The 25,311-nt window shown below is 65.3% G+C and carries 20 protein-coding genes; 9 read left to right on the top strand and 11 right to left on the bottom strand.

Features of this window, described 5'->3' with window-relative positions; translation table 11 throughout:
- Positions 1-31 precede the first annotated feature (31 nt).
- From AB4Y44_RS11775 to AB4Y44_RS11760, 4 genes are all read right to left on the bottom strand, one after another.
- Positions 32-2,263 carry a polysaccharide biosynthesis tyrosine autokinase gene (locus AB4Y44_RS11775; protein WP_368699617.1) on the bottom strand — a complete coding sequence of 744 codons (2,232 nt, stop codon included), beginning with the start codon at positions 2,261-2,263 and terminating at the stop codon, positions 32-34.
- 62 nt (positions 2,264-2,325) lie between these two features.
- Positions 2,326-3,717: an undecaprenyl-phosphate glucose phosphotransferase gene (locus AB4Y44_RS11770; RefSeq protein ID WP_368699616.1), complete on the bottom strand. Its 1,392-nt coding sequence runs from the start codon at positions 3,715-3,717 to the stop codon at positions 2,326-2,328.
- Positions 3,718-3,759: 42 nt separating this feature from the next.
- The gene (locus tag AB4Y44_RS11765) at positions 3,760-5,268 is read right to left on the bottom strand and encodes a mannose-1-phosphate guanylyltransferase/mannose-6-phosphate isomerase (protein ID WP_342919321.1); all 1,509 of its coding nucleotides are present in this window, start codon (positions 5,266-5,268) and stop codon (positions 3,760-3,762) included.
- A gap of 103 nt (positions 5,269-5,371) precedes the next feature.
- Positions 5,372-6,376: a GlxA family transcriptional regulator gene (locus tag AB4Y44_RS11760; RefSeq protein ID WP_368699615.1), complete on the bottom strand. Its 1,005-nt coding sequence runs from the start codon at positions 6,374-6,376 to the stop codon at positions 5,372-5,374.
- A 702-nt stretch (positions 6,377-7,078) separates the two neighbouring features.
- Here AB4Y44_RS11760 and AB4Y44_RS11755 point away from each other — a divergent pair.
- The 3 genes from AB4Y44_RS11755 to AB4Y44_RS11745 all read left to right on the top strand — a co-directional run bounded on the left by AB4Y44_RS11755 (position 7,079) and on the right by AB4Y44_RS11745 (position 10,930).
- Complete coding sequence (locus AB4Y44_RS11755) at positions 7,079-8,962, top strand: hypothetical protein (RefSeq protein ID WP_368699614.1); 1,884 nt, start codon at positions 7,079-7,081, stop codon at positions 8,960-8,962.
- 190 nt (positions 8,963-9,152) lie between these two features.
- Entirely contained in the window at positions 9,153-9,605 is a 453-nt protein-coding gene (locus tag AB4Y44_RS11750; protein ID WP_042262452.1) for a GDP-mannose mannosyl hydrolase, read from the top strand.
- Positions 9,606-9,925: 320 nt separating this feature from the next.
- On the top strand, positions 9,926-10,930 hold the full coding sequence (locus tag AB4Y44_RS11745) for a GlxA family transcriptional regulator (RefSeq protein ID WP_368699613.1): 1,005 nt from the start codon (positions 9,926-9,928) through the stop codon (positions 10,928-10,930).
- 118 nt (positions 10,931-11,048) lie between these two features.
- Here the strand turns inward: AB4Y44_RS11745 and hmpA are convergent, their stop codons facing one another.
- Entirely contained in the window at positions 11,049-12,251 is a 1,203-nt protein-coding gene (gene hmpA, locus AB4Y44_RS11740; RefSeq protein ID WP_368699612.1) for an NO-inducible flavohemoprotein, read from the bottom strand.
- Positions 12,252-12,515: 264 nt separating this feature from the next.
- Complete coding sequence (locus AB4Y44_RS11735; RefSeq protein ID WP_368699611.1) at positions 12,516-13,103, bottom strand: cob(I)yrinic acid a,c-diamide adenosyltransferase; 588 nt, start codon at positions 13,101-13,103, stop codon at positions 12,516-12,518.
- Positions 13,104-13,296: 193 nt separating this feature from the next.
- On the opposite strand from AB4Y44_RS11735, the gene AB4Y44_RS11730 reads away from it, so the two are divergent.
- The 6 genes from AB4Y44_RS11730 (at position 13,297) to proC (ending at position 20,460) form a co-directional block, all read left to right on the top strand.
- Positions 13,297-14,712, top strand: coding sequence for an FAD-linked oxidase C-terminal domain-containing protein (locus AB4Y44_RS11730; protein ID WP_342919327.1), 1,416 nt, complete (start codon positions 13,297-13,299; stop codon positions 14,710-14,712).
- Positions 14,713-14,760: 48 nt separating this feature from the next.
- Positions 14,761-16,266, top strand: a complete 1,506-nt coding sequence (locus AB4Y44_RS11725) for an FAD-linked oxidase C-terminal domain-containing protein (protein ID WP_028201996.1) — start codon at positions 14,761-14,763, stop codon at positions 16,264-16,266.
- A 141-nt stretch (positions 16,267-16,407) separates the two neighbouring features.
- Positions 16,408-17,496 (top strand): glycolate oxidase subunit GlcE, encoded by a 1,089-nt coding sequence (glcE, locus tag AB4Y44_RS11720; protein ID WP_368699610.1) that lies wholly within the window; start codon positions 16,408-16,410, stop codon positions 17,494-17,496.
- An 18-nt stretch (positions 17,497-17,514) separates the two neighbouring features.
- Positions 17,515-18,744, top strand: a complete 1,230-nt coding sequence (glcF, locus tag AB4Y44_RS11715) for a glycolate oxidase subunit GlcF (RefSeq protein ID WP_368699609.1) — start codon at positions 17,515-17,517, stop codon at positions 18,742-18,744.
- A gap of 179 nt (positions 18,745-18,923) precedes the next feature.
- Positions 18,924-19,622, top strand: a complete 699-nt coding sequence (locus AB4Y44_RS11710; protein WP_368699608.1) for a YggS family pyridoxal phosphate-dependent enzyme — start codon at positions 18,924-18,926, stop codon at positions 19,620-19,622.
- A 22-nt stretch (positions 19,623-19,644) separates the two neighbouring features.
- Positions 19,645-20,460, top strand: a complete 816-nt coding sequence (gene proC / locus AB4Y44_RS11705) for a pyrroline-5-carboxylate reductase (RefSeq protein WP_368699607.1) — start codon at positions 19,645-19,647, stop codon at positions 20,458-20,460.
- Between the two features lie 71 nt (positions 20,461-20,531).
- Here proC and ubiA read toward each other — a convergent pair whose 3' ends face one another.
- From ubiA to AB4Y44_RS11680, 5 genes are all read right to left on the bottom strand, one after another.
- Positions 20,532-21,395, bottom strand: a complete 864-nt coding sequence (gene ubiA / locus AB4Y44_RS11700) for a 4-hydroxybenzoate octaprenyltransferase (protein ID WP_368699606.1) — start codon at positions 21,393-21,395, stop codon at positions 20,532-20,534.
- A gap of 159 nt (positions 21,396-21,554) precedes the next feature.
- Entirely contained in the window at positions 21,555-22,043 is a 489-nt protein-coding gene (locus AB4Y44_RS11695; protein WP_342919332.1) for a Dps family protein, read from the bottom strand.
- Between the two features lie 168 nt (positions 22,044-22,211).
- On the bottom strand, positions 22,212-22,388 hold the full coding sequence (locus AB4Y44_RS11690; RefSeq protein WP_368699605.1) for a hypothetical protein: 177 nt from the start codon (positions 22,386-22,388) through the stop codon (positions 22,212-22,214).
- Between the two features lie 88 nt (positions 22,389-22,476).
- A complete protein-coding gene (locus AB4Y44_RS11685) occupies positions 22,477-23,916 on the bottom strand; it encodes a catalase (RefSeq protein ID WP_368699604.1) in 1,440 nt (479 codons plus the stop codon).
- Between the two features lie 388 nt (positions 23,917-24,304).
- Positions 24,305-25,264 carry a hydrogen peroxide-inducible genes activator gene (locus AB4Y44_RS11680; RefSeq protein WP_069268466.1) on the bottom strand — a complete coding sequence of 320 codons (960 nt, stop codon included), beginning with the start codon at positions 25,262-25,264 and terminating at the stop codon, positions 24,305-24,307.
- Between the last annotated feature and the right edge of the window lie 47 nt (positions 25,265-25,311).

Raw genomic sequence — 25,311 nt, 5'->3', positions numbered from 1 at the left:
GGCGGCCCGAAAACCGGCCGTCAACCTGTTGCTACCCTGCAATGCTTTCGTAACCGTAGTAACCGCCGCGATACCCGCCGCCGATGAACGCGCCGGTCTTCGGCACGTCGGTGAGCAGCACGCCACGCAGATTCACGCCGCCAATGCGCAGGCGTTTGACCGTTTCCTCGAGCTCCGAAATCGGGTGGCGGCCGTGGCGGATCGCGAGCAGCGTCGTGCCCGCGTAGCGTCCGATCACTGTCGAGTCGGTCACCGCGAGCACCGGCGGCGTGTCGACGATCACGAGGTCGTACCGCGCCCCCAGTTCTTCGAGCAGCGACTCGAAGCGCGGGCTCATCAGCAGCTCGGACGGATGCGAATGCAGCGAGCCCTTGGCGAGCACGTCGAGTCCGGGCAGCACCTCGTGCTGGATCGCCTGGTCCAGATCGGCGCCGAGCAGCACGTCGGACAGACCCGGCTGGTGCGCGATGCCGAAGTGCGAGTGCACGTCGCCGCGCCGCATGTCGCCGTCGACGATCAGCACGCGCTTGTTCACCGAGGCGACCAGCGCGGAGAGATTGACCGAGAGGAACGATTTGCCGATGTCGGGCCGCGAGCCCGTGAGCATCACGATGTTGTTGCGCGCGTCGTTGAGGGTGAGCTGCAGCGAGGTCCGCAGGCTGCGCACGCCTTCCACGGCAACGTCCTGCGGATTCTGCTGCGCGAGCACGTGCAGTCCGCGCCGGCGCGACGACACGTGATGCTGCAGACGCAGCTGCTGCGGGCTGCGCGGCACCACGGCGAAGACCGGCACGCCGAGCGCGGCTTCGAGCTCGTCCGGACGCTCCACGCCGCCGTACAGCGACTTGCGCACGAACGCGACGAGCACGCCCAGCACGAGCCCCGCACCGATCGCGAGCGCGATCACGAGCAGCTTCTTCGGACGCACGGGATCGTCCGGCGCTTCGGCGAAATCGACCACGCGCACGTCGCCCACCTGGCCCGCACGCGCCACACGCAATTGCTGCGCGCTGTTCAGGAGGCTCGTGTACAGCTCCGTGCTCACGTGCACGTCACGCAACAGGCGCACGGCCGACTGTTCCGTGTCCGGCAGTTGCGCGACGTTACGCGTGAGCTGCGACTGCGCCGCCTGCAGCGTGCCGATCTGCGCGTCGAGCGCCTGAACGGCCGGGTGATGCTCCGTGAAACGCTGCGCGAGTTCCGCGCGTTGCTGCCGCAGGTCTTCGAGACGGATCTTGTTGTCGCTCACCTGCTGGAGCAGCAGCCGGCTTTCTTCGCCGAGATCGACGGTGCCGTGCTCGTTACGGAACTTGTTGTACTTCTGCTCGGCCGCGTCGACCTGCGAGCGCAGTTGCGGCAGCTGGTCGTCGAGGAACGCGAGCATGTGTTCCGCTTCCGCCGAACGGCTTGCGATGTCCTGCTTGATGAACTCGTGCGCCACGTTGTTGAGAATCGCGGCCGTCGTCTTGCTGTTGTGGCCCTCGAGGCTCGCGCGGATCACGCCGGACTGCAGGCCAACTTCCTGGATCTGCAGCGAATTCTCCAGCCGGTCGACGGTGGTGAGCGTCGAGGCGCGCGTGAGCAGGAAAGGCGTTCCCGGCGGCCCGCTCAAACTGTCGACGTGCAGCGCGATTGGCCCGACCGACGTGTTGGCGCTCACGTCCTCGCCGACGCGGCCCTGCAGGAGCGGAATGCCGTCGGGGTCGCGCAGCGTGAAGGTGCCAGGCTCATCGCCGGCGACGATCGTGAAGTCGCGCTCGTACATCGCTTCGGGCGTATCGAAGCGCGACACCTTGATGTCGCCGTCGCCCCAAGCGTAGCCGGACGGCCGCAGGAACCCGGGCAGATGCTGCGCCCAGGGCGCGCTCAGGATGCCCGAGAGCATGCCGCCGATCACGGGCATTTCGCGCGGCCGCGCAGAAATATCGAGGTGCAGCTTGCGCACCGTTTCCTCGGTCACGTTGCGCGACTTCAGCATTTCGATCACGCCGTTCGCGGTCGACTTCTCGTCGAACATGCCCGTGAGCGGCGGCAGGCTGCTTTCCTTCTTGCTGGCGTCGCCCTTGTCGACGAGGTGGAACAGCACGTCGGCCCGATAGGTCGGCGTCGCGAGGAACGCATAGGCCGCGCCCAGCAGCGTGACGGCAAGCGTCACGATCGCGATGGCGCGCCAGTTCGCCACCATCGTCTGCAGGTAGTCGCCAAGGTATCGCTCGTCGGCGCCTGCTGCGCCATAGTAAGCGCCGTCATAATTCATCGCCATCTTGCTTCTCCCGAAACCTGGTGTTGCTTGCTGGTGATGCTTGCTCGAATGCGCCGCAGCGCTCAATACGCGTTGCGACCAACCAGACCATGAATGATCGTGGCCGCGATGATGCGCATGTCGAGCCAGAACGACCAATGGCCGAGGTAATACAGATCGTGCGCTACGCGCATTTCCATCTTTTCGAGGCGATCGGTCTCGCCGCGAAATCCGTTGACCTGCGCCCACCCGGTAATGCCGGGCTTGATGCGATAGCGGTGGATGTAGCCCTTCACCACGCTCTGATAAAGATCGTCGTGCTCGAGCGCATGCGGGCGGGGTCCGACTACCGACATGTCGCCGCGCAGCACGTTGTAGAACTGCGGCAATTCATCGAGGCTCGTGCGGCGCAGTAACGCGCCGAGACGCGTCACGCGCGGGTCATGGCGCGTCGCCTGGCTCACCGTGCCGGGCGCCTCCTTGTGCTCGCGCATCGTGCGGAACTTGTAGATCGTGAACACGCGGCCGTCTGCGCCCTTGCGGCGCTGCCTGAACAGCACCGGCCCCGGCGAGGAAACCTTCACCGCAATCGCAATGCCGATGAGCAGCGGCATGAGGCTCACGAGCGCGAGCGTTGCGAACACGCGGTCGAACAGCGCCTTCTTGAGCTGCGCGCTCGCGGGCAGCGGCGAGGCGACGAGATTGATCGCGGGCACGCCGAGCAGCTCGATCACGGTACTGGTGTCGAACAGGGCCAGCGAGCGCACGTCCGGGATGAAGCGGATGTTCACGAGGTCGTTGCGGAACTCGCTCACGAGCCGCACCACGGTGCGTTCCTCGGCAAGCGATAGGGCGAGCCACAACTCGTGGACGTCGTGCTCGCGGATGTGCTGCGCGAACGACTCAATCGTGTCGCACACCGGCGCGTCTTTCTCGGACACGGGCCGTGCCGATTGCGGCATGGTGTTGTAGAGCGCGCTCGCGCGAAAACCAGAGCCTGGCTCCGCATCGATGCGCCGCACAATCTCGTCGCACTGCGAAGCGGAACCCGCAATGGCGACCTGATGGAGATTCATGCCCGCGCGCCGCATATGCGACAGTACGCCGTGCGCGAGGAGGCGCCAGGTGATGAGCAAGCCGCCCGCAACGGCCGTCCAGTAGGCGAACCACAGGCGCGAGACGACGTCGACGTGATGCATCGTCGAATACATCGAGATGAGCGCGCAGCCCTGCACCACGAGCCAGGCAAGCGACACCTGGCCCGCAAGCAGCGCCTTGGAGCGACCGCGCCACGACTGGTAAAGCTCGAACGCCGGAAAGATCACGAGCGCGAAGGCCGCTGAAAGCAGCACAAAGGCTTCGTTCACGCCGCGCGGCACGATATCTTCGAAGCGGATCTCCGAAGCCACGCTGGCGCCGATCATTACGGCAGATACGTCGAGCACTCTCGCCATCAGATTTTGTAGCTCGCGCATGTTTTCTCCCTTTTTTTCTCCCTGCAGGCCGTGCCGCTACCCTCAACCGCAGCGGCCGTACGTATCGTCGAGACGGACGATGTCGTCCTCTCCCAGATACGCTCCCGACTGCACCTCGATGATTTCGAGCGGCACCTTGCCCGGATTTTCCAGCCGGTGGCGCACACCGAGCGGAATGTAAGTGGATTCGTTTTCCGTCATAAGAAAGGATTCCTCACCACGAGTGACGAGTGCAGTGCCGCGCACAACCGTCCAGTGCTCGGCGCGATGGTGATGCAGTTGCAGCGAGAGCCGCGCACCCGGCGTGACGACGATGCGCTTGACCTGAAAGCGCTCGCCCGAATCGATCGAATCGTAGAAGCCCCACGGACGCTGCACCTTGCGATGCGAATCCGCCTCGGGGGCACGCTCCGCCTTGATGCGCGCAACGAGCCCCTTCACGTCCTGCACTTTCGAGCGGTCGGCGACGAGCACCGCATCGGCGGTTTCGACCACCACGAGGTTCGATGTACCCACGCAAGCCACGAGCCTGCCGTCGGAGTGCGCATACGTCGCCACCGCACCTTCGAACACGACACGCCCGCGTCCGACGTTGCCGTCTTCGTCCTTTTCCATCGCGGCCCACACGGCGTCCCACGAGCCCAGGTCGGACCAGCCCGCGTCGAGCGCGACCACCACGCCCTCGGGCGTCCAGCCGTTGCTGCCCGATAGCCGCTCCATGACCGCGTAATCGATCGAGTCGGACGGCGCGCGCTTGAACGCGTCCGCGGCCGGCCGGAACACGGGGCCGTCTTGCTGGCCGTCGACGAACGCGGCAAGGCACGCTGCATGCATGTCGGGCTGCAGCGCGCGCAGCGAATCGAGCCAGACGCTCGCACGCATCACGAAGATGCCGCTGTTCCACCAGTAGCCACCCTGCGTGACGTATTGCGTCGCGAGTTCGGGCGCGGGCTTTTCAACGAAGCCGTCGATACGGTGCGCGCCGTCGGCAATCGCCTCGCCGACGCGGATGTAACCAAACCCCGTTTCAGGCGAACGCGGCGGCACGCCCAGCGTGACGATCGCGCCGCGCTGCGCATGGCGCGCTGCGCATTCGAGCGCGCGTTGCAGGGCGTCCAGGTCGGTGATCGCATGGTCCGACGGCATCACGATGAGAATCGCGTCATCGCCGTTCGCGCACGCAAGCGCCGCGCCGAGTGTGAGCGCCGGCGCCGTGTCGCGCCGCGCCGGCTCGACCACGAGCCGCGCGTCCATGCCGCACGCACGCAACTGATCGACGATCACGAAGCGGTGTTCTTCACCACATACGACGATTGGCGAACTCGCGACCTCCCACTCCGACGAAAAGCCGTCGAGCCGGTGCACGGTGGCCTGCAGCAGCGTATCGCTGCCCACCACACCAATTAGCTGCTTAGGGAAATGTTCGCGCGAAACAGGCCACAAACGCGTACCAGACCCGCCCGCCAGCACGAGCGGCACGATGCGCGTGCACGCAGCGGCTTCGACGCGGGCCTGACTCTGGCCCTCCTGAATCGGTGACCTTTCATTCATGTTCGGACTCCTGCATATCGGGCAGGATCGCCTCGACTCGCGACGAGCGACCCAGTTACGGCGATGTGCGATCGTTATTACCGCGGCGTTACAGCGTCCGCGGCTACAGTGCCTCTACACCGGCCTCGCGACGGCTTTGCTCGCGGTATTCGGTGGGCGAAATCATCATGCGCTTGCGAAAGATCTTGGCGAGGCGGTCGCCATTGCCCATGCCGGTGCGGCGCGCGATCTTGTCGACCGGCAATTCCGAATCGGTGAGCAGACTGCAGGTAATCGCGAGACGCGCATGCAGTAAGTAATCAGATGGCGTGATACCCATCTCCAGCTTGAAGCGGCGCAGAAAGTTGCGCTCGCTCATCGCGGCGACCTGTGCTGCGTCCGCTATCGAAATGGCCCGCTGACAGTTTTCCTGCAGCCAGCGCGCCGCTGCGCGCACTTTGTCGGCCGGCGCACTGCCAAGCGCATCGCCGAGGAACGGCAGCAGGTTGCCGCCCGAATCGGGCATGAGCCGCTCGGTCACGGCGCGCGCAACATCCACGCCCAGGTCCCGCTTGACGAGCGTGAGCGCGCTCTTCATCGACTCGAGCCGGTCGCCGGCGTCGCCGCCTGCTTCCTCGCGTCCCGTTTGCATCGCATACGAGCCGAACTCGTGCTGCGTGCGCTGGCCGCACAGACTCGCTGCTTCGAGCAGTGAACGGCCTTCACCAATCGGACGAATGGTGCCGGTATTCGCGTGCACGCGACGCAGCCACGCGACAAGACGCTCGTCGTTGGCGGCCGCGAAGGCGCCCTTTCCACCCGCCACGAACAGCGCGTCGAAGCCGACGTAGTGGCGCGCATCGAGTCCATCTGTCCAGACCCGTACCGACGACGAGCACGTCACGTTGCCACCATCGGCCGAAAGGATGCTTACATCGTAAGGTGAACTGCGAGCGGTGTCCGTCGAGAGTTCGTTCGCTACATGAAACACTTCAGCCACGATACCGGCGCCGAGGAGCGAACAACCATCGAACAGCAGAATTGCGATATGACGCACCTCTCGGCTGATGCCCGCGGTCACTAGATGCGGGCGGCTGAACGACGGCAAATCCAGACTTGCGTACGACATGCTTTTCCCCTAAACAATCCCCCGTATCAAGCGAAAAGTCCCGGTAATAGCATTTCGATAGCATTCCATGTGCAGTGCATCATAGGCAGAGAAATATTCCCCCAACGACGACTGACCGAAACTGGCGAGACATTGGCGCATTTAGTCCGGTCGAGGACCGATTTGAAGGTATGGCGCCAAGCCAAATGACAAAAAAGCAAACCGCGTGAAAGGCAAGTGGTTCGATTACATCGAATCGGCAAAAGTACCGGATAACCGTTACAGACAGGTATATTCGCCTTTGTTACTACCAAATCGTTTGACGCTTCCGATCGATGCGTACGCATGGGATGGAAGCGAAACGACCAATTAAAAACGGCAAGTCGATTCGTCTGATTAAATGATGTTTAAGAAGCTTCGGGCTCCGATTTCGAGCATGCGAGGGGCATTTTAAACCCGTTAAATCCTGTTTGCGCCGCACAATAAAAAAATTCACAAAAAGCCGCTTTATATGATCGGGCTCCGCGAGCACTGCACAACTCGCGCGAGGCGCTTCCAGGAGAAATTGCGCGAAAAGCCTGGAGGCTGGCGTCAAATGACTGGCTCGAACAACTAGGCTTACCCTTTCATGCTGTGAGGAACCTGCCAATGACATTGCGCCCAGCCCTTGCATCCGCACTTGTAAACCCTCCTCCCGCGCGCGGCTCGCGCGCTTTTTCATGGATGCCGGCCGCAACGCTCGCGCTGGGCGTGCTCGGCGTGCTGCTCCCGGCGATGAGCTGCCGCGCCGCCGACGCGCCCGTTTGCAGGAGCGCCGCCGGCCGCGCGGCGACAGACGCGGGCGACGACCCCATCTTCGCCGATACGCCCGGCAGCGACGGAACACGCCTGTTTCCCCGCGGCAAGAGCGTGCGCATCGACGTGAGCACGCGCGCGACGCGCGACGACAAGGTGCAATGGCAGATCACGGATACCTGGAGCCGTCCGCAGGCAAGCGGCAGCTTCACGGTGGCAGCCGGCCCGCGCGTCACGTCGCTCACCTGCACGCTGCCGCAGGCGGGCTACTTCGCGTTTTCAGCGTCGCTGGCTTCGCAGCCGTCTACGGGTTTGCCCCAGCGCGGCACCCGGCCGGCCGGCATCACCACGTTCGGCGTGCTGCCCGATGTGAGTTCAGCACTTCCCGCGCCCACTTTCGCGCGCCAGGACCTGCACCGCTTCGGTGGACAAGGCTCAGCATATATCGCGCCCGGACAGCACTGCTGCGGCGGCGACGGCTTGCGTCCGCTCTACACCGACCTCGGTCTGGCGTGGGCCAACGACAAGCGGGGCTGGTACGTCATGGAGCCCAAAGGTCCGAATACGTTCGACGCTGCCGCCTCCCAGCTCGAGCTCCAGTTCAAGCCCGGCGACATCATGCGCTTGATCACGCTCGACGGCTTTCCCGGGTGGGCGAGTCCGAACGGCGAGGAGACCCACAGCTACGTGCCTTCGTCATTGGGCCAGCTACGCGAATACATGTCGCGCGTTGGCGCGGAGTCCGCACGCATCCGTGCGCGCGTCTTCCCGCGCCAGGCGCACAACTACTACCAGGTTACGTGGGAGCCCGACAAGGACGGCGGGCTGCCGTGGAAAGACACGGACGCGCATTTCGTCGATCTCTACAAGACCGTCTACGAGGGCATCCACGCCACCGATCCGTCGGCGATCGTGATGGGCCCGACCTATGCAGGCGTGCAGGGCAACACGGAGTGGCTCAAGAAGTTCGCACCAATTGGCATTGCTAAATATCTTGATGGCGTGACGATCCACGGCTACTACGATTTCGGTACCAGCCCCTCGCATCCGCCGGAGCGTCTGTACGGCGCACCTGAAAAAGGCACGCTTTCGCTGCCCGAAGCCATGCGCGAGCTGCGCACGACGATGCGCGACGTGCTCAAGCCTGGCGCCCCGCTCTTCGTGACCGAAACGGGTATTAGTTACGACATCGGTACGAATTACGCAGCCAACTATCCCGATGCACAAACGCTCTACGCGCAGGGCGCGGTCGTGTCGCGCGCACATCTGATCCTGCTCGGCGAAGGCGCGGACACCACCTTCGTCTTCTATGGTGCGGACATGCCGGAGACGACGCCGGGCTACGGCGTGTTCTTCGAACTCGAGCATCCGAAGGGCATGTACGGGGCGTCGAACATCAGCCCGAAGCCGGCCGCGCTCGCGGTCGCGACCATGACGCGGCTGATCGACGGTACGTATACACTCGGGCCGCTGCGCGGCACGCCCGCAGGCGTCTACGCCTACGCGTTCGCGCGTCCGGGCGGCGGCAAGGTGATCACGGCGTTGTGGAGCCACGACAACGCGCGCTGGAGCGCGAAGACCGGGTTCGACGCGACGCGCGCGACGAACTACACGCTTCAGGTGGACGCGCGCGGGCGCTCGGGCAAGGTGAGCGTGTTCGACATGATGGGCAACCCGACCATCATGACTTATAACGACGGCATGCTCCCGCTGCGTCTGACCGAATCACCCGTGTATGTAGTGTCGGACAACGCGGAGGTCGCCAGATCGAATGCTGTTACGCCCGCGGGCTACGTCGCGCCGAAGCCCTGAGCGCAAACGCCTGGGCTCGCATCTTGGCCCACGATAGCGAGACTTAGGCGGCTCTGGACAGTGCAACGCAATTTTGAGCCGCCTAGACTGCTGATGAACGCGACGCCTGATTGTCATGCGCCGCGCGCGCAACGGCTGCGCTCGAGACAATCATATCGACACGACCGCCACCCCACGGATCCGCTCGTCCATGCTGTCGCCTACCGAATTCCTCGAGGTTGTGCGGCTCGCACCGCTTGTCGGGATCGACCTCATCGTCGCCGACGCCGACGGCCGCGTGCTTGTGGGCGAACGACGCAATCGCCCGGCGCGCGGCAAGTGGTTCGTGCCGGGCGGGCGCATCCACAAGGACGAATGGCTCGACGCCGCATTCACGCGCATCGTCGAAACCGAGCTCGGCATTGCGGGCATGCAGCGCTCGGCCGCGCGCTTCGTCGGCGTCTACGAGCATCACTATCCAGACAACTTCGCGGCGGAAAACGGTATCGGCACACATTACGTTGTGCTTGCGTATGCGTTCATGCTGGACAGCACCGTGCCTGTCGGGCGCTTCGATCAGCACAGCCAGTACGCGTGGCTGTGGCCCGAGGAGCTGCTCATGCGCGAGGACGTGCACAAGAATTCGAAACAATATTTCTGCTGAAAACGCCCTGGCGACAGACACACGCGCGTCGTGGATTGCCCGCGCGGCGTTCGTGAAGCGCGCGTGGGGCGCGCGTGCGCGCCCGTAAGACCCCGGTTCAGCGCCCGGTCAAGGCCGAGCCGCCTTGCCCGGCATACCGAGCCATTCTGCCAACTTCTCGCCATTTTCAGACTGCGGCGTGCGCCAGCAGCCCACCGGCCTATCATGAATCCCGAGAGCGTGATGTGACCGCATGTAACAGCCCGACACAGCCGGGTCAGGGCACGCGGCGCAAAAACGCAACGTACTCCTGCGAATCCTTTCTGCGCGAGGAACCGGCCATGTACATCGACAGGGTGGTCTGCCGGCAAGCCGCTTTCCAGCCGCGCGGCGCTCACTTGAAGTTCGGACACGTGGCCAAACGCATAGGCATCCTGGTTTTCGAGGGCTTCCCGCTCGGGGATGTGACCTTGCTCGCCGATGTGTTCCGTCTCGCGAACGATGCCTGCGCCGACACGCTTCCTGCCTATTCCATCGTCATGCTTTCCGAGCCTGGCGGCAACGTGGCCAGCGGCTGCGGCCTGCGGATATGGTCCGAGAGCCTGCATGGCCCGCTGCGCAGCGGCTTCGACACACTATTCATCGCCGGCGGCCCCGGTGCGATGGAGGCGCGCGAGAACGCGCGGCTCATCACGCGGCTGCAGATGCTCGCACCGAAAGTGCGCATCATTCGCGCACTCGGCGAGGGACGCGCCGTACTCGCCGCCGCCGATGTGCCCTTCCTGCGCACGGGCGGCAATACGGCAAACTCGGCACAGCGACTACGCCGGGCGCTGGAAGCGCGCAACGCCGGCGCTTCGGTCGTCACGCCTTCCGAGGCGCTCGTCGCCGCGCTCAAGGTGGTCAAGCGCAATCACGGCGTGGCGCTGGCGCAGCGCGTATCCGAGGACTCGATGCCGGGCTCGTGGGAGCGGCTCGGCCCCATGCTCGACGATGGCGAGTCGGACAGCGCGAACGGCAAGATCAGCTCGGCCGCGCACTGGCTGCGCGAGAACTACCATCAGCCGATCTCGGTTGCCGACGCGGCGCGCGTCGCGCAGATGAGCATGCGAAACTTCCTGCGCCACTTCAAGACGCAAACGGGCCTCACGCCGTCCGAATATCTGTTGCGCACCCGGCTCGACGCCAGTTGCCTTCTGCTCGCGCAAACCAATCTTCCCATCGACGAGATCGCGCAACGCTGCGGCGTGCCACGCGGCGAGCGTCTCGCGCGGATCTTCCGGCGCAGGCTCTCGATTTCGCCATCGGGGTATCGCGCCGTGAACCGGCGGGCTTCGGGCGAGTAATGGCGGTCGCAATTCGATACATGTTTTACCGTTGCATACGCAAAACGCCGCGCTTTCGCGCGGCGTTTTTTCATTCGGCGTACTCAGCGTGTAATTTCAGCGTGCCGGGTATGCAACGTTACAGCATGCCGGAGCCGAAGATCTCCGTGTGGATACGCGAAGCATCGACGCCGCGGGCAATCAGCGCCTCGCGCTGTTCGCGCATGAACGCCACGGGGCCGCACAGGTAGTAGTCGGCGTCGGGCTGCAGCACATCCGCTTCGATGCGACCGATATCGATGCGTCCTTCGAAGTCGTAGTCCACGCCCTGGCGGTCGTTTGTACCGACTTCTTCGTAGAACACCGCACGCCTGACGTTCGGGTACTCGGACACTGCATGACGCAGAAAGTCGCGGAATGCGTGCACCTTCGCGTTACGGCACGCGTGCACGAAAGTCACCTTGCGCTCGCTGCGCTCGGCGATCAGCGTGGAGAGCATCGACTTCATCGGCGTGATGCCCACGCCGCCGCTCAACAGCACGACCGGCGAGGTCTTCTTGCGATCGAGCGTGAACTCGCCCATCGGCGCGCTCACGTGCACCACCGCGCCTTCTTCCACGCCGTCATGCATGATGTTCGACACGTGGCCCGGCTGCGCTTCGCCGCGGCCAGCCTCGCGCTTCACCGAGATGCGCAGCCACTTGCCGTGGGGCGCGTCCGAGAGGCTGTACTGACGCGGCTGGTCCACACCGAGCTTGTCGACGAAACGCGTCACGCTCACGTACTGGCCCGGCTCGAAGCCGCCTGCGGATGCACCGTCGGCCGGGGCGAGATAGAACGAGGTGATCTCGTCGCTTTCGACTTGCTTGCGCATCACCTTGAACGGACGGAAGCCGCTCCACGAAGCACCCTCGTACAGCTTCGCCTCGGTACCGATCATGATGTTCGCGAGTTGCTCGTAAGCCACGGCCCAGGCGTCGAGCGTGGGCTGATCCACGGCGTCGCCGAGCACGTCCACGACGGCGCCGAGCAGATGGCGGCCGACGATCGGATAGTGCTCCGGACGGATGTTCAGGCTCGCGTGCTTGTGCGCGATGTGCGTGACCGCGCCGCCGAGCGCGCCCAGATTGTCGATGTTCGCCGCGTAGGCGTACACCGCGCGGGCGAGCGTTTCGGGCTGGCTGCCGCTTTGCTGATGCGTCTGGTTGAAGATGTTCTTGAGCTCGGGGTGCGCGGCGAACATCCGCTTGTAGAAATGCTTGGTGATCGTGGCGCCGTGCTCGGCGAAAACGGGCGCAGTGGCCTTCACGCGGGCCATCTGGTCGGCGGTGAGCGCAGTCATATACGGCTTCTCCGTGGTAAAGATGCACACAAGATACATCTTTAATGCGACAGGCCGACCCAGGCATTTTGTCGCACCCCAGCAATTTCCCGATTGCGCCGGCCGTGAAGGCGCGCCGGATGGCCTTGGAGCGCGCTTCGGCAACGCTTTTGCGGTGCGGGAAACAGTCTGTTCCGGACGATGGCGGTGCGATTGGACGCTAGACGCCACCTTGAAGCGCACATCGGCCGGGCGGGGCGACAGGCGCTCGCGCCCTTTTATGCCTTACGCGCCCCCGCCCTCGCGCTTTTCCGCGCCCCGATCGTGCCGCCAGAGCACGTCGCTACCGCCCGCGGCCCGGTTGAGCACGCGCGCGAGCACGAACAGCAGGTCGGAGAGCCGGTTGACGTAGCGGCGCGGCGTATCGGCGAGCGGCGGGCCCGAGTTCGCCGAGGCGCCCAGTGTGACGACCGCGCGCTCGGCGCGCCGGCATACGGTGCGGCACACGTGCGCGAGTGCCGCCGCCCGCGAGCCGCCTGGCAGGATGAATTCCTTGAGTGGCGGCAGCGTGGCGTTGTAGTGCTCGAGCCAGCCATCGAGCCGCGCGAGGTGTTCGTCGGTCACGAGCGTGTGGCCCGGCATGCACAATTCGCCGCCCAGATCGAACAGGTCGTGCTGGATTGCGACGAGCGCGTCTCGCACGTCATCGGGGAGCGTTTCACACAGCAACACGCCGATCTGCGAGTTCAGCTCGTCGACGTCGCCGATCGCGGCGATGCGCGCGTCGTCCTTGCGCACGCGGCTGCCGTCGCCGAGTCCGGTCGAGCCGTCGTCGCCGGTGCGCGTTGCAATCTTGCTCAGGCGATTGCCCATGTCGTGCTCTCCGAAGCTGTAGATTCGCGCAGGTCGCGCATCACGCGCGCCTGGCGCCGTGTATGTGCCCATGCCTGCCGGCCCCATTATAGGTGTCGTGCACCGCAGCATAAGGAGCGCGGCTTTGCGGCGCGGACGTTCAGCGTAAAATGGACCGAACCAGAAGCCATACCCATACGAAGGAGACACCCGCGTGAATCACCCCGCGCCGCCGGCCCTCGCACGCCGCCCGTTCCCCACCGAACTCCTCGATCAACTGCGCGGCGCGTTCGGCGAACGCGTCTCCACCGCCGAAGCCGTACGCGCCCATCACGGCCGCGACGAATCGCCCTTCGACCCGCAACTGCCCGACGCCGTGGTGTTCGCGCAGAGCACCGAGGACATCCAGACCATCGTCAAGCTGTGCGCCCGTCATGGCGTGCCGATCATTCCCTACGGCAACGGCTCGTCGCTCGAAGGTCACTTGCTGGCCGTGCAGGGCGGCGTGTCGATCGACCTCTCGCAGATGAACCGCGTGCTCTCGATCAACGCCGAAGATCTCACCGTGACCGTCGAGCCCGGCATCTCGCGCAAGCAACTCAATGAAGCGCTGCGCGACACGGGCCTGTTCTTCCCGATCGACCCGGGCGCCGATGCGAGCATCGGCGGCATGACGGCCACGCGCGCCTCGGGCACCAACGCCGTGCGCTACGGCACGATGCGCGAGAACGTGCTCGGCCTGAGCGCCGTGCTCGCCGACGGTCGCGTGGTCAAGACCGGCACGCGCGCACGCAAGTCGTCGGCGGGCTACGACCTCACGCGCCTGTTCGTCGGCTCAGAGGGCACGCTCGGCGTGATCACCGAAATCACGGTGCGGCTCTATCCGCAGCCCGAGGCCGTCTCGGCGGCGGTGTGCGCGTTCCCTTCGATGGCGGAGGCCGTGCGCACGGTGATCGAAACGATCCAGATCGGTGTGCCGATTGCGCGCGTGGAATTCATCGACTCGCTCGCGGTGCGCGCGATCAACAAGCATTCGAACCTCACGCTGCGCGAAAAGCACACGCTCTTCTTCGAATTTCACGGCACCGAGGCGGGCGTCGCGGAACAGGCGCAGCTCGTGCAGGAGCTTGCCGCGCAGCACGGCGGCGAAGGCTTCGAGTGGGCCACGCGCCCCGAGGACCGCAGCCGCCTGTGGAACGCGCGCCACAACGCCTACTTTGCGATGCTGCAGCTCAAGCCCGGCTGCCGCGCCGTGACGACCGACGTGTGCGTGCCGATCTCGCGCCTCGCCGAATGCGTGATCGAGACGGAAACCGATCTCAAGGCCTCGCCGCTGCCCTGCCCGATCGTCGGCCACGTGGGCGACGGCAACTTCCACGTGGCGATCCTGATCGACCCGGACAAGCCCGAGGAAATCGACGAGGCGGAGCGCCTGAATCACCGCATCGTGCAGCGTGCAATCGCGATGGACGGCACCTGCACCGGCGAACACGGTGTGGGCCTGCACAAGATGGATTTCCTCGTCGAAGAGCACGGCGCGGACACCATCGACACGATGCGCGCAATCAAGCACGCACTCGATCCGCACAACCTGATGAATCCGGGCAAGATCTTCAGCTGGGCGGTGTAACCGACAAGCGCTGAGAAGCGCACTCAAGCGCAACAGACGGGAGGAGACATGAACGCACCCGAGGCGAACTTGCCCGAGCTGAGCCCGGAAGCGCTCGCGCAACGCCAGCGCGAGGTGGTCCAGGCGTTGATGGCCGTGCTGCCGGCGCATTGCCTGCTGCATCGCGAGGAGGACACCGTCGCCTACGAGTGCGACGGCCTTGCCGCCTACCGGCGGCTGCCGCTCGCCGTGGCGCTGCCGGAGACCGAGTCGCAGGTGCAACGCATCGTGCAGATCTGCCGGCGCCTCGACGTGCCGGTCGTGCCGCGCGGCGCGGGCACCGGCCTCTCGGGCGGCGCCATGCCGATCCGGCACGGCATCGTGCTTTCGCTCGCGCGCTTCAAGCGCATTCTCGAAGTCGATCCGTACGCGCGCACGGCTACCGTGCAGCCGGGCGTGCGCAATCTGGCCGTTTCCGAAGCGGCGGCGCCCTTCGGCCTTTACTACGCGCCCGACCCTTCGTCGCAGATCGCCTGCACGATAGGCGGCAACGTTTCGGAGAACTCGGGCGGCGTCCATTGCCTCAAGTACGGCCTCACGGTGCACAACGTGCTGCGCGTGCGCGCCGTGACGATGGACGGCGAGATCGTCGAATTCGGCTCGCTCGCGCCCGATGCACCGGGCCTCGACCTGCTCGCGGTGATGATCGGCAGCGAAGGCATGTTCGCGATCGTGACCGAGGTGACCGTCAAGCTGATTCCGCGCCCGCAAACCGCGCAGGTCATCATGGCGAGCTTCGACGACGTCGTGAAAGGCGGCGACGCCGTGGCGGGCATCATCGCCTCGGGCATCATTCCGGCGGGCCTCGAAATGATGGACAAGCCGGCCACGCGCGCCGTGGAAGAGTTCGTCAATGCGGGCTACGACCTCGACGCCGCCGCCATCCTGCTGTGCGAGGCCGACGGCACGCCCGAGGAAGTCGCCGACGAGATCGCGCGCACGACCACGGTGCTGCGCGAGCATGGCGCCACGCGCATCCAGATCTCGCGCACCGAGGAAGAACGCCTGCGCTTCTGGTCGGGCCGCAAGAATGCGTTTCCGGCCGCGGGCCGCATCTCGCCCGACTACTACTGCATGGACGGCACCGTGCCGCGCCGCGCGATCGGGCCGCTGCTTGCGCGCATCCACGAGATGGAAAAGCAGTATGGACTGCGCTGTATCAACGTCTTCCATGCCGGCGACGGCAACATGCACCCGCTCATTCTCTTTAACGGCAACGACCTCGACGAATGGCACCGCGCCGAGGCTTTCGGCTCGGACATTCTCGAAACCTGCGTCGAACTGGGTGGCACCGTGACGGGCGAGCACGGTGTGGGCATCGAGAAGATCAATTCGATGTGCGTGCAATTCTCGCCGCAGGAGCGCGACGCGTTTCATGCGGTAAAACACGCGTTCGACCCGGCCAGGCTGCTCAACCCCGACAAGGGCATTCCCACGCGGGCGCGCTGTGCCGAGTACGGGCGCATGCACGTGCGCGGGAATCTGCTGCCGCACCCCGAGTTGCCGCGCTTCTGACAGACGCGCAAACGCGCACCCGGCACCGCGCCGTCTATGCATATCGCGTGACCCGAATGAGGGTCCGCTCCGGGTTGTCAGGCGAGGTTCGCTCAGTACAATCGAACGAACCATATAACGAACGAGCGCGACCATCACGACATGGAAGAGGACGACATCGTCTCGGACTGGTCCGAACGCATCCGGGCGGCGAGCGCGGATGGGCGGGCGCTGCGCATCCGCGGCGGGGGCACCAAGGACTGGTACGGCCAGTCGCTCGAAGGCGAGATTCTCGACACGCGCGCGCACCGCGGCATCATCGCGTACGACCCGGCCGAACTGGTGATCACGGCGCGCGCCGGCACACCGCTTGCGGAAATCGAAACGGCGCTTGCGGCCCACGGCCAGATGCTCGCATTCGAGCCGCCGCACTTCGGCGCCCAGGCCACCCTGGGCGGTTGCATTGCCGCAGGCATTGCGGGGCCGCGGCGGGCGAGCGCGGGCGCAGCGCGCGACTTCGTGCTGGGCGCGGTGCTCATGAACGGCCACGGCGAAGTGCTGCATTTCGGCGGCCAGGTCGTGAAGAACGTGGCGGGCTACGACGTTTCGCGGCTCATGGCGGGCTCGCTCGGCACGCTCGGCCTGCTGCTGGAGCTTTCGGTGAAGGTGCTGCCGGCGCCGCAAGCGGAAACCACGCTCAAGTTCGACATGAACGGCACCGACGCCGTGCGCAAGCTCAACGAATGGGGCGGCCGGCCGCTGCCGATGACGGCGAGCGCCTGGCGCAACGGCACGCTCGCGGTACGCCTCGCGGGTGCGGAAGCCGCGGTGAAGACAGCCCGCGCGAGCCTGGGCGGCGAAGTGGTGGACGCCGTGGAGGCCGAACGCTTCTGGGCGGGCCTGCGCGAGCAGACCGATCCGTTCTTTGCGTCGATTGCGCCCAACGCAGCGCTGTGGCGGCTCGCGCTGCCCTCGATCGCGGAGCCGCTGCAACTGCCGGGCGCGCAACTCATGGAGTGGGGCGGCGCGCAGCGCTGGTGGATCACGGAAACCGACGCGCAAACGGTGCGTATCAGCGCGAAGCAAGCCGGCGGTCACGCCACGATGTTCCGCACGGGGCGCGACTACGACCGCAGCGCGGGCGTCTTCACGCCTTTGCCCGCGCCGCTCATGAGGATCCATCGCGGCCTGAAAGCCGCCTTCGACCCGGCCCGCATCTTCAATCGCGGCCGGCTGTATTCCGACTTCTGACGATACCCACACGCGGCGATGCAGACGAACCTCGCGGACTTCATACGCAACACCCCCGACGGCGACGAAGCCGACGCGATCCTGCGCAAGTGCGTGCATTGCGGCTTCTGCACCGCGACCTGCCCGACCTATCAGTTGCTCGGCGACGAGCTGGACGGCCCGCGCGGGCGCATCTATCTCATGAAGCAGATGGTGGAAGGCGCGCCGGTCACGAAAAGCACGCTCACGCACCTCGACCGCTGCCTCACGTGCCGCAGTTGCGAGACCACCTGCCCTTCCGGCGTGCAGTACGGGCGCCTCGTGGAAGTGGGCCGCAAGCATGCCGAACAGATGGTGAAGCGGCCGCTGCGCCAGCGCGTCATGCGCCGCCTGCTCGCGGGCCTGCTGCCGCGCCGCGCCCTCTTCACACCGGCCATGCGCCTCGGCCAGCAGGTGCGGCCGCTTCTGCCCAAGCGCCTGCGCGACAAGGTGCCCGTGCGCCAGCGCTCGCTTGCGTGGCCCACGGCGAGGCACGCGCGCAAGATGCTGATGCTGCAAGGCTGTGTGCAGCCCTCCATGATGCCCAACATCAACATCGCGACCGCGCGCGTGCTGGACGCGCTCGGCATCGAAACGATCGTCGCGCCGCAATCGGGCTGCTGCGGCGCGATCCGCCTGCATATGGGCTACGCCGACGACGCGCTCGACGACGTGCGCGCGAACATCGACGCCTGGTGGCCTTACATCGAGCAAGGCGCGGAAGCGATCGTGATGAACGCCTCGGGCTGCGGCGCGACGGTGAAGGAATACGCGCACCTGCTGCGCGACGATCCGGCCTATGTGGAGAAAGCGCGCCGTGTGGTCGAGCTCACCCGCGATCTTTCGGAGCTGCTGCCCGCGTTCGAAGAACAGCTCGTGGCCACGACGCGGCGGCGCGGCATCAAGACGGTGGCCTGGCATCCTCCCTGCACGCTGCAGCATGGCCAGCAGTTGCGCGGCGGCGTGGAAAGGCTGCTCACCGCGCTCGGACTCGACGTGCGCCTGCCCGCCGACAGTCATCTTTGCTGCGGCTCCGCCGGCACCTATTCGATCACGCAGCCGCGCCTTTCCTATACGCTGCGCAACCAGAAAGTGGACCGGCTGCAGGCGCTGGAGCCGCAATTGATCGTCTCCGCCAACATCGGCTGCATCACGCACCTGCAAAGCGGCACGGCGATTCCGGTCACGCACTGGATTGAACTGGTCGAACATATGCTGGCGACGAATTGAGTCCATCGGGAACGGCACCAGCGTAACGAGACGCACGGCGCGCCGACAGTCGGCCATTCGGTATAGCCTTTCTGGCCAGTGTTTCGCGCCGCGCGCAGTCCGTATAATGGCCGTCGTTCTGTCCGTTTTGGATCCAAAAAGGCGGCGTGCGCCCTTTCACGCGCCGGCCTTCAAGCCCGATGACCGATCTCTCCCATAATCTCGAAGCTGTCCGCGAGCGCATCGCCGCCGCCGCCCGCAACGCCGGCCGCGACCCGCAAAGCGTGGCTCTGCTCGCGGTTTCGAAAACCTTTCCTGCGCAGGACGTGCGCGCCGCTCACGCTGCCGGCCAGCGCGCGTTCGGCGAGAACTACGTGCAGGAATCCGTGGACAAGATCGAGGCGCTCGCCGACTTGCGCGCGAGCATCGAATGGCATTTCATCGGGCCACTCCAATCGAACAAGACACGCCCCGTAGCCGAGCGTTTCGACTGGGTCCATTCGGTCGATCGTCTGAAGATTGCCGAACGCCTTTCGGCGCAGCGTCCCTCCGGCATGGCGCCGCTCAACGTCTGCCTGCAGGTCAACGTGAGCGGCGAGGCCAGCAAGAGCGGCGTCACCCCACAGGAAGCGCAGCAGGTCGCGCGCCAGATCGCCGCCCTGCCCAACCTGCGCCTGCGCGGGCTCATGTCGATTCCCGAGCCGGAAACTTCGCTCGAGGCGCAACGCGCGCCGCACCGCCAGCTGCGCGAGCTGTTCGAAGCGCTACGCGCAGATGGCCTCGCGCTCGACACGCTCTCCATGGGCATGTCAGCCGACCTCGAAGCCGCGGTGCTCGAAGGCGCGACGATCGTGCGCGTCGGCACCGCGATTTTCGGCGCGCGCGACTACTCTCACTGATTCCCTGAACGACTCCATCACCATGAAAATTGCCTTCATCGGCGGCGGCAACATGGCCGCCGCACTCATCGGCGGCCTGATCCGCAAGGGCGTTCCCGCCGACAACCTCTACGCGATCGATCCGAACGAGGACGCCCGCAAGCGCAGCGCCGAGCAGTTCGGCGTGCGCAGCGGCGCCGCCGCGGACGGCGCGCTCGCGTCGTACGACGCGGTCCTGATCGCCGTGAAGCCGCAAATCGCCAAGGCCGTGGCCGAAGGCATCGCCCCGCACCTGGGCGCCCATCAGGTCGTCATCAGCATCATGGCCGGTATTCGCATCGACGATCTCTCGCGCTGGCTGAACGGCCACGCGCGCGTCGTGCGCACGATGCCGAACACGCCCGCGCTGATCGGCATGGGCGCAACCGGCCTCGTCGCGAGCAGCGGCGTGGACGCCGCGGGCCGCCAGCTCGCCTCGGATGTGCTCGGCGCAGTCGGCCAGACGGTCTGGTTCGACGACGAAGCGAAGATCGACGCGGTCACGGGCATCTCGGGCAGCGGCCCGGCCTACGTGTTCTACTTCATCGAAGCGCTCGAAGAAGCGGCGCGCCAGCTCGGCATGGACGAGCAGCAAGGCCGCGCGCTCGCCATCGCCACGTTCACGGGCGCAGCGCAGCTGGCGCTGCAATCGGACGAGCCGCCCGCCGTGCTGCGCGAGCGCGTGACCTCCAAGGGCGGCACGACCGCCGCCGCGCTGGCGTCGTTCGACGCTTCGGGCGTGAAGGCCGCCATCGTCAAGGGCGCGCTCGCGGCCGATGCACGCGCAAAGGAAATGGGCGAGGAATTCGGCAAGCAGTAAGCGCACCGCCGTCCAGATAGAAAAAGCGCCGGGTGTGTCATGCACCCGGCGCTTTTTTCGTCGATCTGGCCTCAGAGTCCCGCGACGGCGTAATGGGCCGCGATCCCCACGAACAGCGCGCCGCCCAGCCAGTTGTTGTGGCGAAACGCGGCGAAGCACGGCATGCGTTCGCGGTTCTTGATGAGCGTGTAGTGGTAAATGGCGCAGCCCACGGCGGCCGCCCAGCCGAGCCAGTAGAGCCAGCCGAAGCCGAGCGTCACGCCCACCCACACGTAAATGCCGAGCGTGGCCGCATAGCAGAGCATGATCGCGAGCACGTCAAAGCGGCCGAACGTGAGCGCCGAGGTGCGAATGCCGATCTTGATGTCGTCGTCGCGATCGACCATCGCGTATTCGGTGTCGTAGGCCACCGACCAGAACACGTTCGCGGCCAGCATGATCCACGCGAGCGCCGGCACGTGATCCTGCACGGCGGCGAATGCCATGGGAATGCCGAAGCCGAACGCGATGCCCAGATACGCCTGCGGAATCGCGAAAAAGCGCTTGGTGAACGGATACGACGCCGCCACGAACAGCGCCACGACCGAAAGCTGCTTCGTCAGCGCATTGAGCGGCAGGATCAGCAGGAACGACACGAGCGCGAGGCCCGCGGCAATCGCCACCGCTTCCCAGGCGCGGATGCGGCCCGACGTGATGGGGCGCTCGGCCGTGCGCTTCACGTGGCGGTCGAAATCGCGGTCGGCGTAGTCGTTGATCGCGCAGCCCGCCGAGCGCATCAGCACGGTGCCGAGCGTGAATATGATCAGCAGCGAGAGGGGCGGATGGCCGTCCGAGGCGATCCACAGCGCGTTGAGCGTCGGCCACAGCAGCAGCAGGCTGCCGATCGGCTTGTCCATGCGGACGAGCCGCAAATAGAGCGGGAGTCGGGCGAACATGATCGGGGCGGGAAAAGCGATGCCGCTATTGTAGGCCAGGGCGGCGCGCCGTCGCCGCGAGCCGCACCCGCGCAAAAACAAATGCCCGCCGGACATCCGGCGGGCCTTTCATCGTATTGATCGTGCCTCAGGTGCAGCGCCCCGGGCGCCGCATCGGCATCAGGCCAGCAGCGAGCGCAGCATCCACGCGGTCTTTTCGTGCGTCTGCATGCGTTGCGTGAGCAGGTCGGCGGTCGGTTCGTCGTTGGCCGCTTCCGTCGCCGGGAAGATCGCGCGCGCGGTGCGCACCACGGCTTCCTGGCCTTCCACCAGCTGGCGGATCATGTCTTCAGCGGCCGGCACGCCGTCCGCTTCGGGAATCGACGACAGCTTCGCGAAATCCTTGTAGCTGCCCGGCGCATGCACGCCCAGCGCACGAATACGCTCGGCAATGGCGTCCACGGCCAGCGCGAGTTCGTTGTACTGCCCTTCGAACATCAGATGGAGCGTGTTGAACATCGGCCCCGTGACGTTCCAGTGGAAGTTGTGCGTCTTCAGATACAGCGTGTAGGTGTCCGCGAGCAGGCGCGAGAGACCGTCCGCGATCTTCTTGCGATCCTTGTCGCTAATGCCGATATTCACGTGCTGTACGGTTGCTTTTTTGGCCATGACGACTCCTTGTGTAGCAGTGAGACTACGCGTGCTTGACGATCCGGTTGTGCCCGCCTGCGCCTTGAAAAACCGGCGCGCGAACACTCGATCGGTCGTCAGTGTAGCCTGGAAAGTTCAGAAAGCCCGCTCATCCGACCCTACTGCCCAGCAACGTACCCGGCTCATTCAGTGCCCTGCCAGGTGCGCGAAGGCTTGCGTGGCGATCGCCACGAAACCGCTCGCCACGATCGCAAAGCCCACCACCCGGCGCACGATCTGCGTGCCTTGTGCGCGCGTGCGCGCCATCGCGGCCGCATTTCCTGGTCCCATGGTCTTGAGGGTCATCGTCATCGTTCGGGTCATGGTCGTACTCCTGTGGTCGTTCCTCGAAGTCCTGCTTCAGGCGCGGCTCGCTGTCTGAACGTTGTGACAACAAACCGCGCCCGCGTCCTTACTTGGCCAGCTTCGCGATCGCGTCGATCACGCCTTGCGCATATGCCGGATCGGCGCGGCGGAAGTGCTCGATCTGACGCTCCACGATCTCCGCCGGCACGCCGTTGATATGCCGCGCGATGTTCGCGAAGAGCCGCTCGCGCTGGCCCGCATCGAACAGCCGGAACAGCGCGCCCGGCTGGCTGTAGTAGTCGTCGTCTTCGCGGTGATCGTAGTGATCGACCGCACCGGCCGCGAGCGGCGGCTCACCGGCCTGCGGACGCTGCGCGAAGTCGCCGAAACGGCTCGGTTCGTAGTTCACGCTGCCGCCCAGGTTGCCGTCGGTGCGCATTGCGCCGTCGCGATGGAACGAGTGAAACGGGCAGCGCGGCGCGTTCACCGGAATCTGGTGATGGTTCACGCCGAGGCGATAGCGCTGCGTGTCGCCATACGAGAACAAACGCCCCTGCAACAAGCGATCCGGCGAGAAGCCGATGCCCGGCACCACGTTCGCCGGCGTGAAGGCGGCCTGCTCGACATCGGCGAAATAGTTCTGCGGATTGCGGTTCAGCTCGATCGTACCGACGTCGATCAGCGGATAGTCCTTGTGCGGCCAGATCTTCGTGATGTCGAACGGGTTGTACGGCACCTTCGCGGCATCGGCCTCGGGCATCACCTGAATGCGGAAATGCCACTTCGGGAAATTGCCCTTTTCGATCTCGTTGAAGAGATCGCGCTGCGCCGATTCGCGGTCCTGAGCAATCACCTGCGCGGCTTCGGCATCGCTGTAGTTCTCCACGCCCTGCGCCGACTTGAAGTGGAACTTCACGTAGAAGCGCTCGTTATTCGCGTTGATGAACGAGAACGTGTGCGAGCCGAAACCGTGCTGCTGACGATAGTTCTTCGGAATGCCGCGATCGCTCATGAGGATCGTCACCTGATGCAGCGACTCCGGATGACGCGACCAGAAGTCCCACGCGGCCACGTTGCTGCGCATGTTGGTGCGCGGATCGCGCTTTTGCGTGTGGATGAAGTCCGGGAACTTGAGCGGATCGCGAATGAAGAACACCGGCGTGTTGTTGCCGACGATGTCCCAGTTGCCCTCTTCCGTGTAGAACTTGATCGAGAAGCCGCGCACGTCGCGCTCGGCATCGGCCGCGCCGCGCTCGCCCGCCACGGTCGAAAAGCGGATGAAGAGCGGCGTTTCCTTGCCGACTTCGCCGAACACTTTCGCCTTCGTGTAGCGCGAGATGTCGTGCGTGACCTTGAGCGTGCCGAACGCGCCCGAGCCCTTCGCGTGCACGCGGCGCTCGGGGATCACTTCGCGGTCGAAATGCGCGAGCTTTTCGAGCAGCCACACGTCCTGCAGCATCACGGGGCCGCGCGGACCGGCGGTGAGCGAGTTCTGGTTATCGACGACGGGTGCGCCGGCTGCCGAGGTGAGAGTACGGTCGGTCATGCTGGATTCCTTCCTTGCTTGCGTGTGTGTTCTGGAATTCGGTGAAATCTGTGCCGGGATGGCGCGAGGCCGTCAGGCGGACAGCGCGCGGTCGACGAGCAGCGAGAACCACACGGTGCGAAGGCCAGAATGGGCGCGTGCCGACGTGCTGGGAATGTTCGGGGTGGTGGTTTGCATCGCTTCCTCCAGGGGTTTCCGGTTGGGATCGGTTTGAGGAAACTTTAGCAACAACTATCGATATCTGTAATTTGATTTATTCAATCTATCGAATAGACGCTGATTATTGGGGTCGCAAGGAATGTAAGGCTGGGGATTGGTGGCGCGGGCGAAAGCCGCGCCGAAGGGGAAAACGCGCCGCGCAGCCCGAAAGCGCACGGCGCGATGGCCGTCAGGCCGCCTCGGCCGGCGCCTCGATCTTTTTCACGCCGGGCAGCTCGCAGGCGTGAATGGCGTCGACGATCGCCTCGATCGCCGGCATGCGCGTGAAGCTCTTGCGCCACGCGAGCACCACGCGGCGGTCCGGCACGGGTTCGTCGAACGGCACATAGGAAAGCAGCCCGGAATCCACGCCGCCCGCGTGCGGCTTCACCTCGGTCACCGACATGCGCGGCAGCACGGTAATGCCCACGCCGCTCGCAACCATATGACGAATGGTCTCCAGCGACGAGCCTTCGAACGTCTTCTGGATGCCGTCGGCGTTCTGCGAGAAGCGCATCAGTTCCGGGCACACGCCCAGCACGTGGTCGCGGAAGCAATGTCCGCTGCCGAGCAGCAGCATGGTTTCCTGCTTGAGGTCGTCCGGGTCGATCTTTGGGCGCTGTTCCCATGCATGGCCCGAAGGCAGCGCCACGACGAACGGCTCGTCATAGAGTGGCCGCAGCGTGAGGCCGGTTTCGGGGAACGGCAGCGCCATGATCGCCACGTCGATCTCGCCCTGCTTGAGCAGCTCGATGAGCTTGAGCGTGTAGTTCTCCTGGAGCATGAGCGGCATTTGCGGCACGCGCTTGATCATCTGCTTGACGAGCGTGGGCAGCAGGTAGGGCCCGATCGTGTAGATCACGCCCAGGCGCAGCGGCCCGACGAGCGGGTCCTTGCCCTGCTTGGCGATTTCCTTGATCGCGAGCGTCTGTTCGAGCACGCGCTGGGCCTGCGTGACGATCTGCTCGCCGATGGGCGTCACGCTTACCTCGCTCGTGCCGCGCTCGAAGATCTGCACGTTCAGTTCGTCTTCGAGCTTCTTGATGGCGACCGAAAGGGTCGGCTGGCTCACGAAGCAGGCTTCCGCGGCCCGTCCGAAGTGGCGCTCTCGAGCTACCGCGACAATGTATTTCAATTCAGTGAGCGTCATTCGGGGACCAATCAAAAAGGTGAATCAATAGTTTGTAGTTATACACC

Source organism: Paraburkholderia sp. BR10937, from assembly GCF_040965695.1.
GTDB lineage: Bacteria > Pseudomonadota > Gammaproteobacteria > Burkholderiales > Burkholderiaceae > Paraburkholderia.
Note: the sequence above shows the minus strand (reverse complement) of the source record. Positions and strands in the feature narration are given on the sequence as shown.

Excerpts from the sequence above, each read along its gene's own strand:
- AB4Y44_RS11680 (WP_069268466.1), bottom strand. The coding sequence starts at position 25,264 with ATGACGCTCACTGAATTGAAATACATTGTCGCGGTAGCTCGAGAGCGC.
- glcE (WP_368699610.1), top strand. The coding sequence starts at position 16,408 with ATGGAAGAGGACGACATCGTCTCGGACTGGTCCGAACGCATCCGGGCG.
- AB4Y44_RS11745 (WP_368699613.1), top strand. The coding sequence starts at position 9,926 with ATGTACATCGACAGGGTGGTCTGCCGGCAAGCCGCTTTCCAGCCGCGC.
- AB4Y44_RS11710 (WP_368699608.1), top strand. The coding sequence starts at position 18,924 with ATGACCGATCTCTCCCATAATCTCGAAGCTGTCCGCGAGCGCATCGCC.
- AB4Y44_RS11770 (WP_368699616.1), bottom strand. The coding sequence starts at position 3,717 with ATGCGCGAGCTACAAAATCTGATGGCGAGAGTGCTCGACGTATCTGCC.
- AB4Y44_RS11685 (WP_368699604.1), bottom strand. The coding sequence starts at position 23,916 with ATGACCGACCGTACTCTCACCTCGGCAGCCGGCGCACCCGTCGTCGAT.
- AB4Y44_RS11695 (WP_342919332.1), bottom strand. The coding sequence starts at position 22,043 with ATGGCCAAAAAAGCAACCGTACAGCACGTGAATATCGGCATTAGCGAC.
- ubiA (WP_368699606.1), bottom strand. The coding sequence starts at position 21,395 with ATGTTCGCCCGACTCCCGCTCTATTTGCGGCTCGTCCGCATGGACAAG.
- hmpA (WP_368699612.1), bottom strand. The coding sequence starts at position 12,251 with ATGACTGCGCTCACCGCCGACCAGATGGCCCGCGTGAAGGCCACTGCG.
- proC (WP_368699607.1), top strand. The coding sequence starts at position 19,645 with ATGAAAATTGCCTTCATCGGCGGCGGCAACATGGCCGCCGCACTCATC.
- AB4Y44_RS11750 (WP_042262452.1), top strand. The coding sequence starts at position 9,153 with ATGCTGTCGCCTACCGAATTCCTCGAGGTTGTGCGGCTCGCACCGCTT.
- AB4Y44_RS11755 (WP_368699614.1), top strand. The coding sequence starts at position 7,079 with ATGCCGGCCGCAACGCTCGCGCTGGGCGTGCTCGGCGTGCTGCTCCCG.
- AB4Y44_RS11765 (WP_342919321.1), bottom strand. The coding sequence starts at position 5,268 with ATGAATGAAAGGTCACCGATTCAGGAGGGCCAGAGTCAGGCCCGCGTC.
- AB4Y44_RS11735 (WP_368699611.1), bottom strand. The coding sequence starts at position 13,103 with ATGGGCAATCGCCTGAGCAAGATTGCAACGCGCACCGGCGACGACGGC.
- glcF (WP_368699609.1), top strand. The coding sequence starts at position 17,515 with ATGCAGACGAACCTCGCGGACTTCATACGCAACACCCCCGACGGCGAC.
- AB4Y44_RS11775 (WP_368699617.1), bottom strand. The coding sequence starts at position 2,263 with ATGGCGATGAATTATGACGGCGCTTACTATGGCGCAGCAGGCGCCGAC.
- AB4Y44_RS11690 (WP_368699605.1), bottom strand. The coding sequence starts at position 22,388 with ATGACCCGAACGATGACGATGACCCTCAAGACCATGGGACCAGGAAAT.
- AB4Y44_RS11760 (WP_368699615.1), bottom strand. The coding sequence starts at position 6,376 with ATGTCGTACGCAAGTCTGGATTTGCCGTCGTTCAGCCGCCCGCATCTA.
- AB4Y44_RS11725 (WP_028201996.1), top strand. The coding sequence starts at position 14,761 with ATGAACGCACCCGAGGCGAACTTGCCCGAGCTGAGCCCGGAAGCGCTC.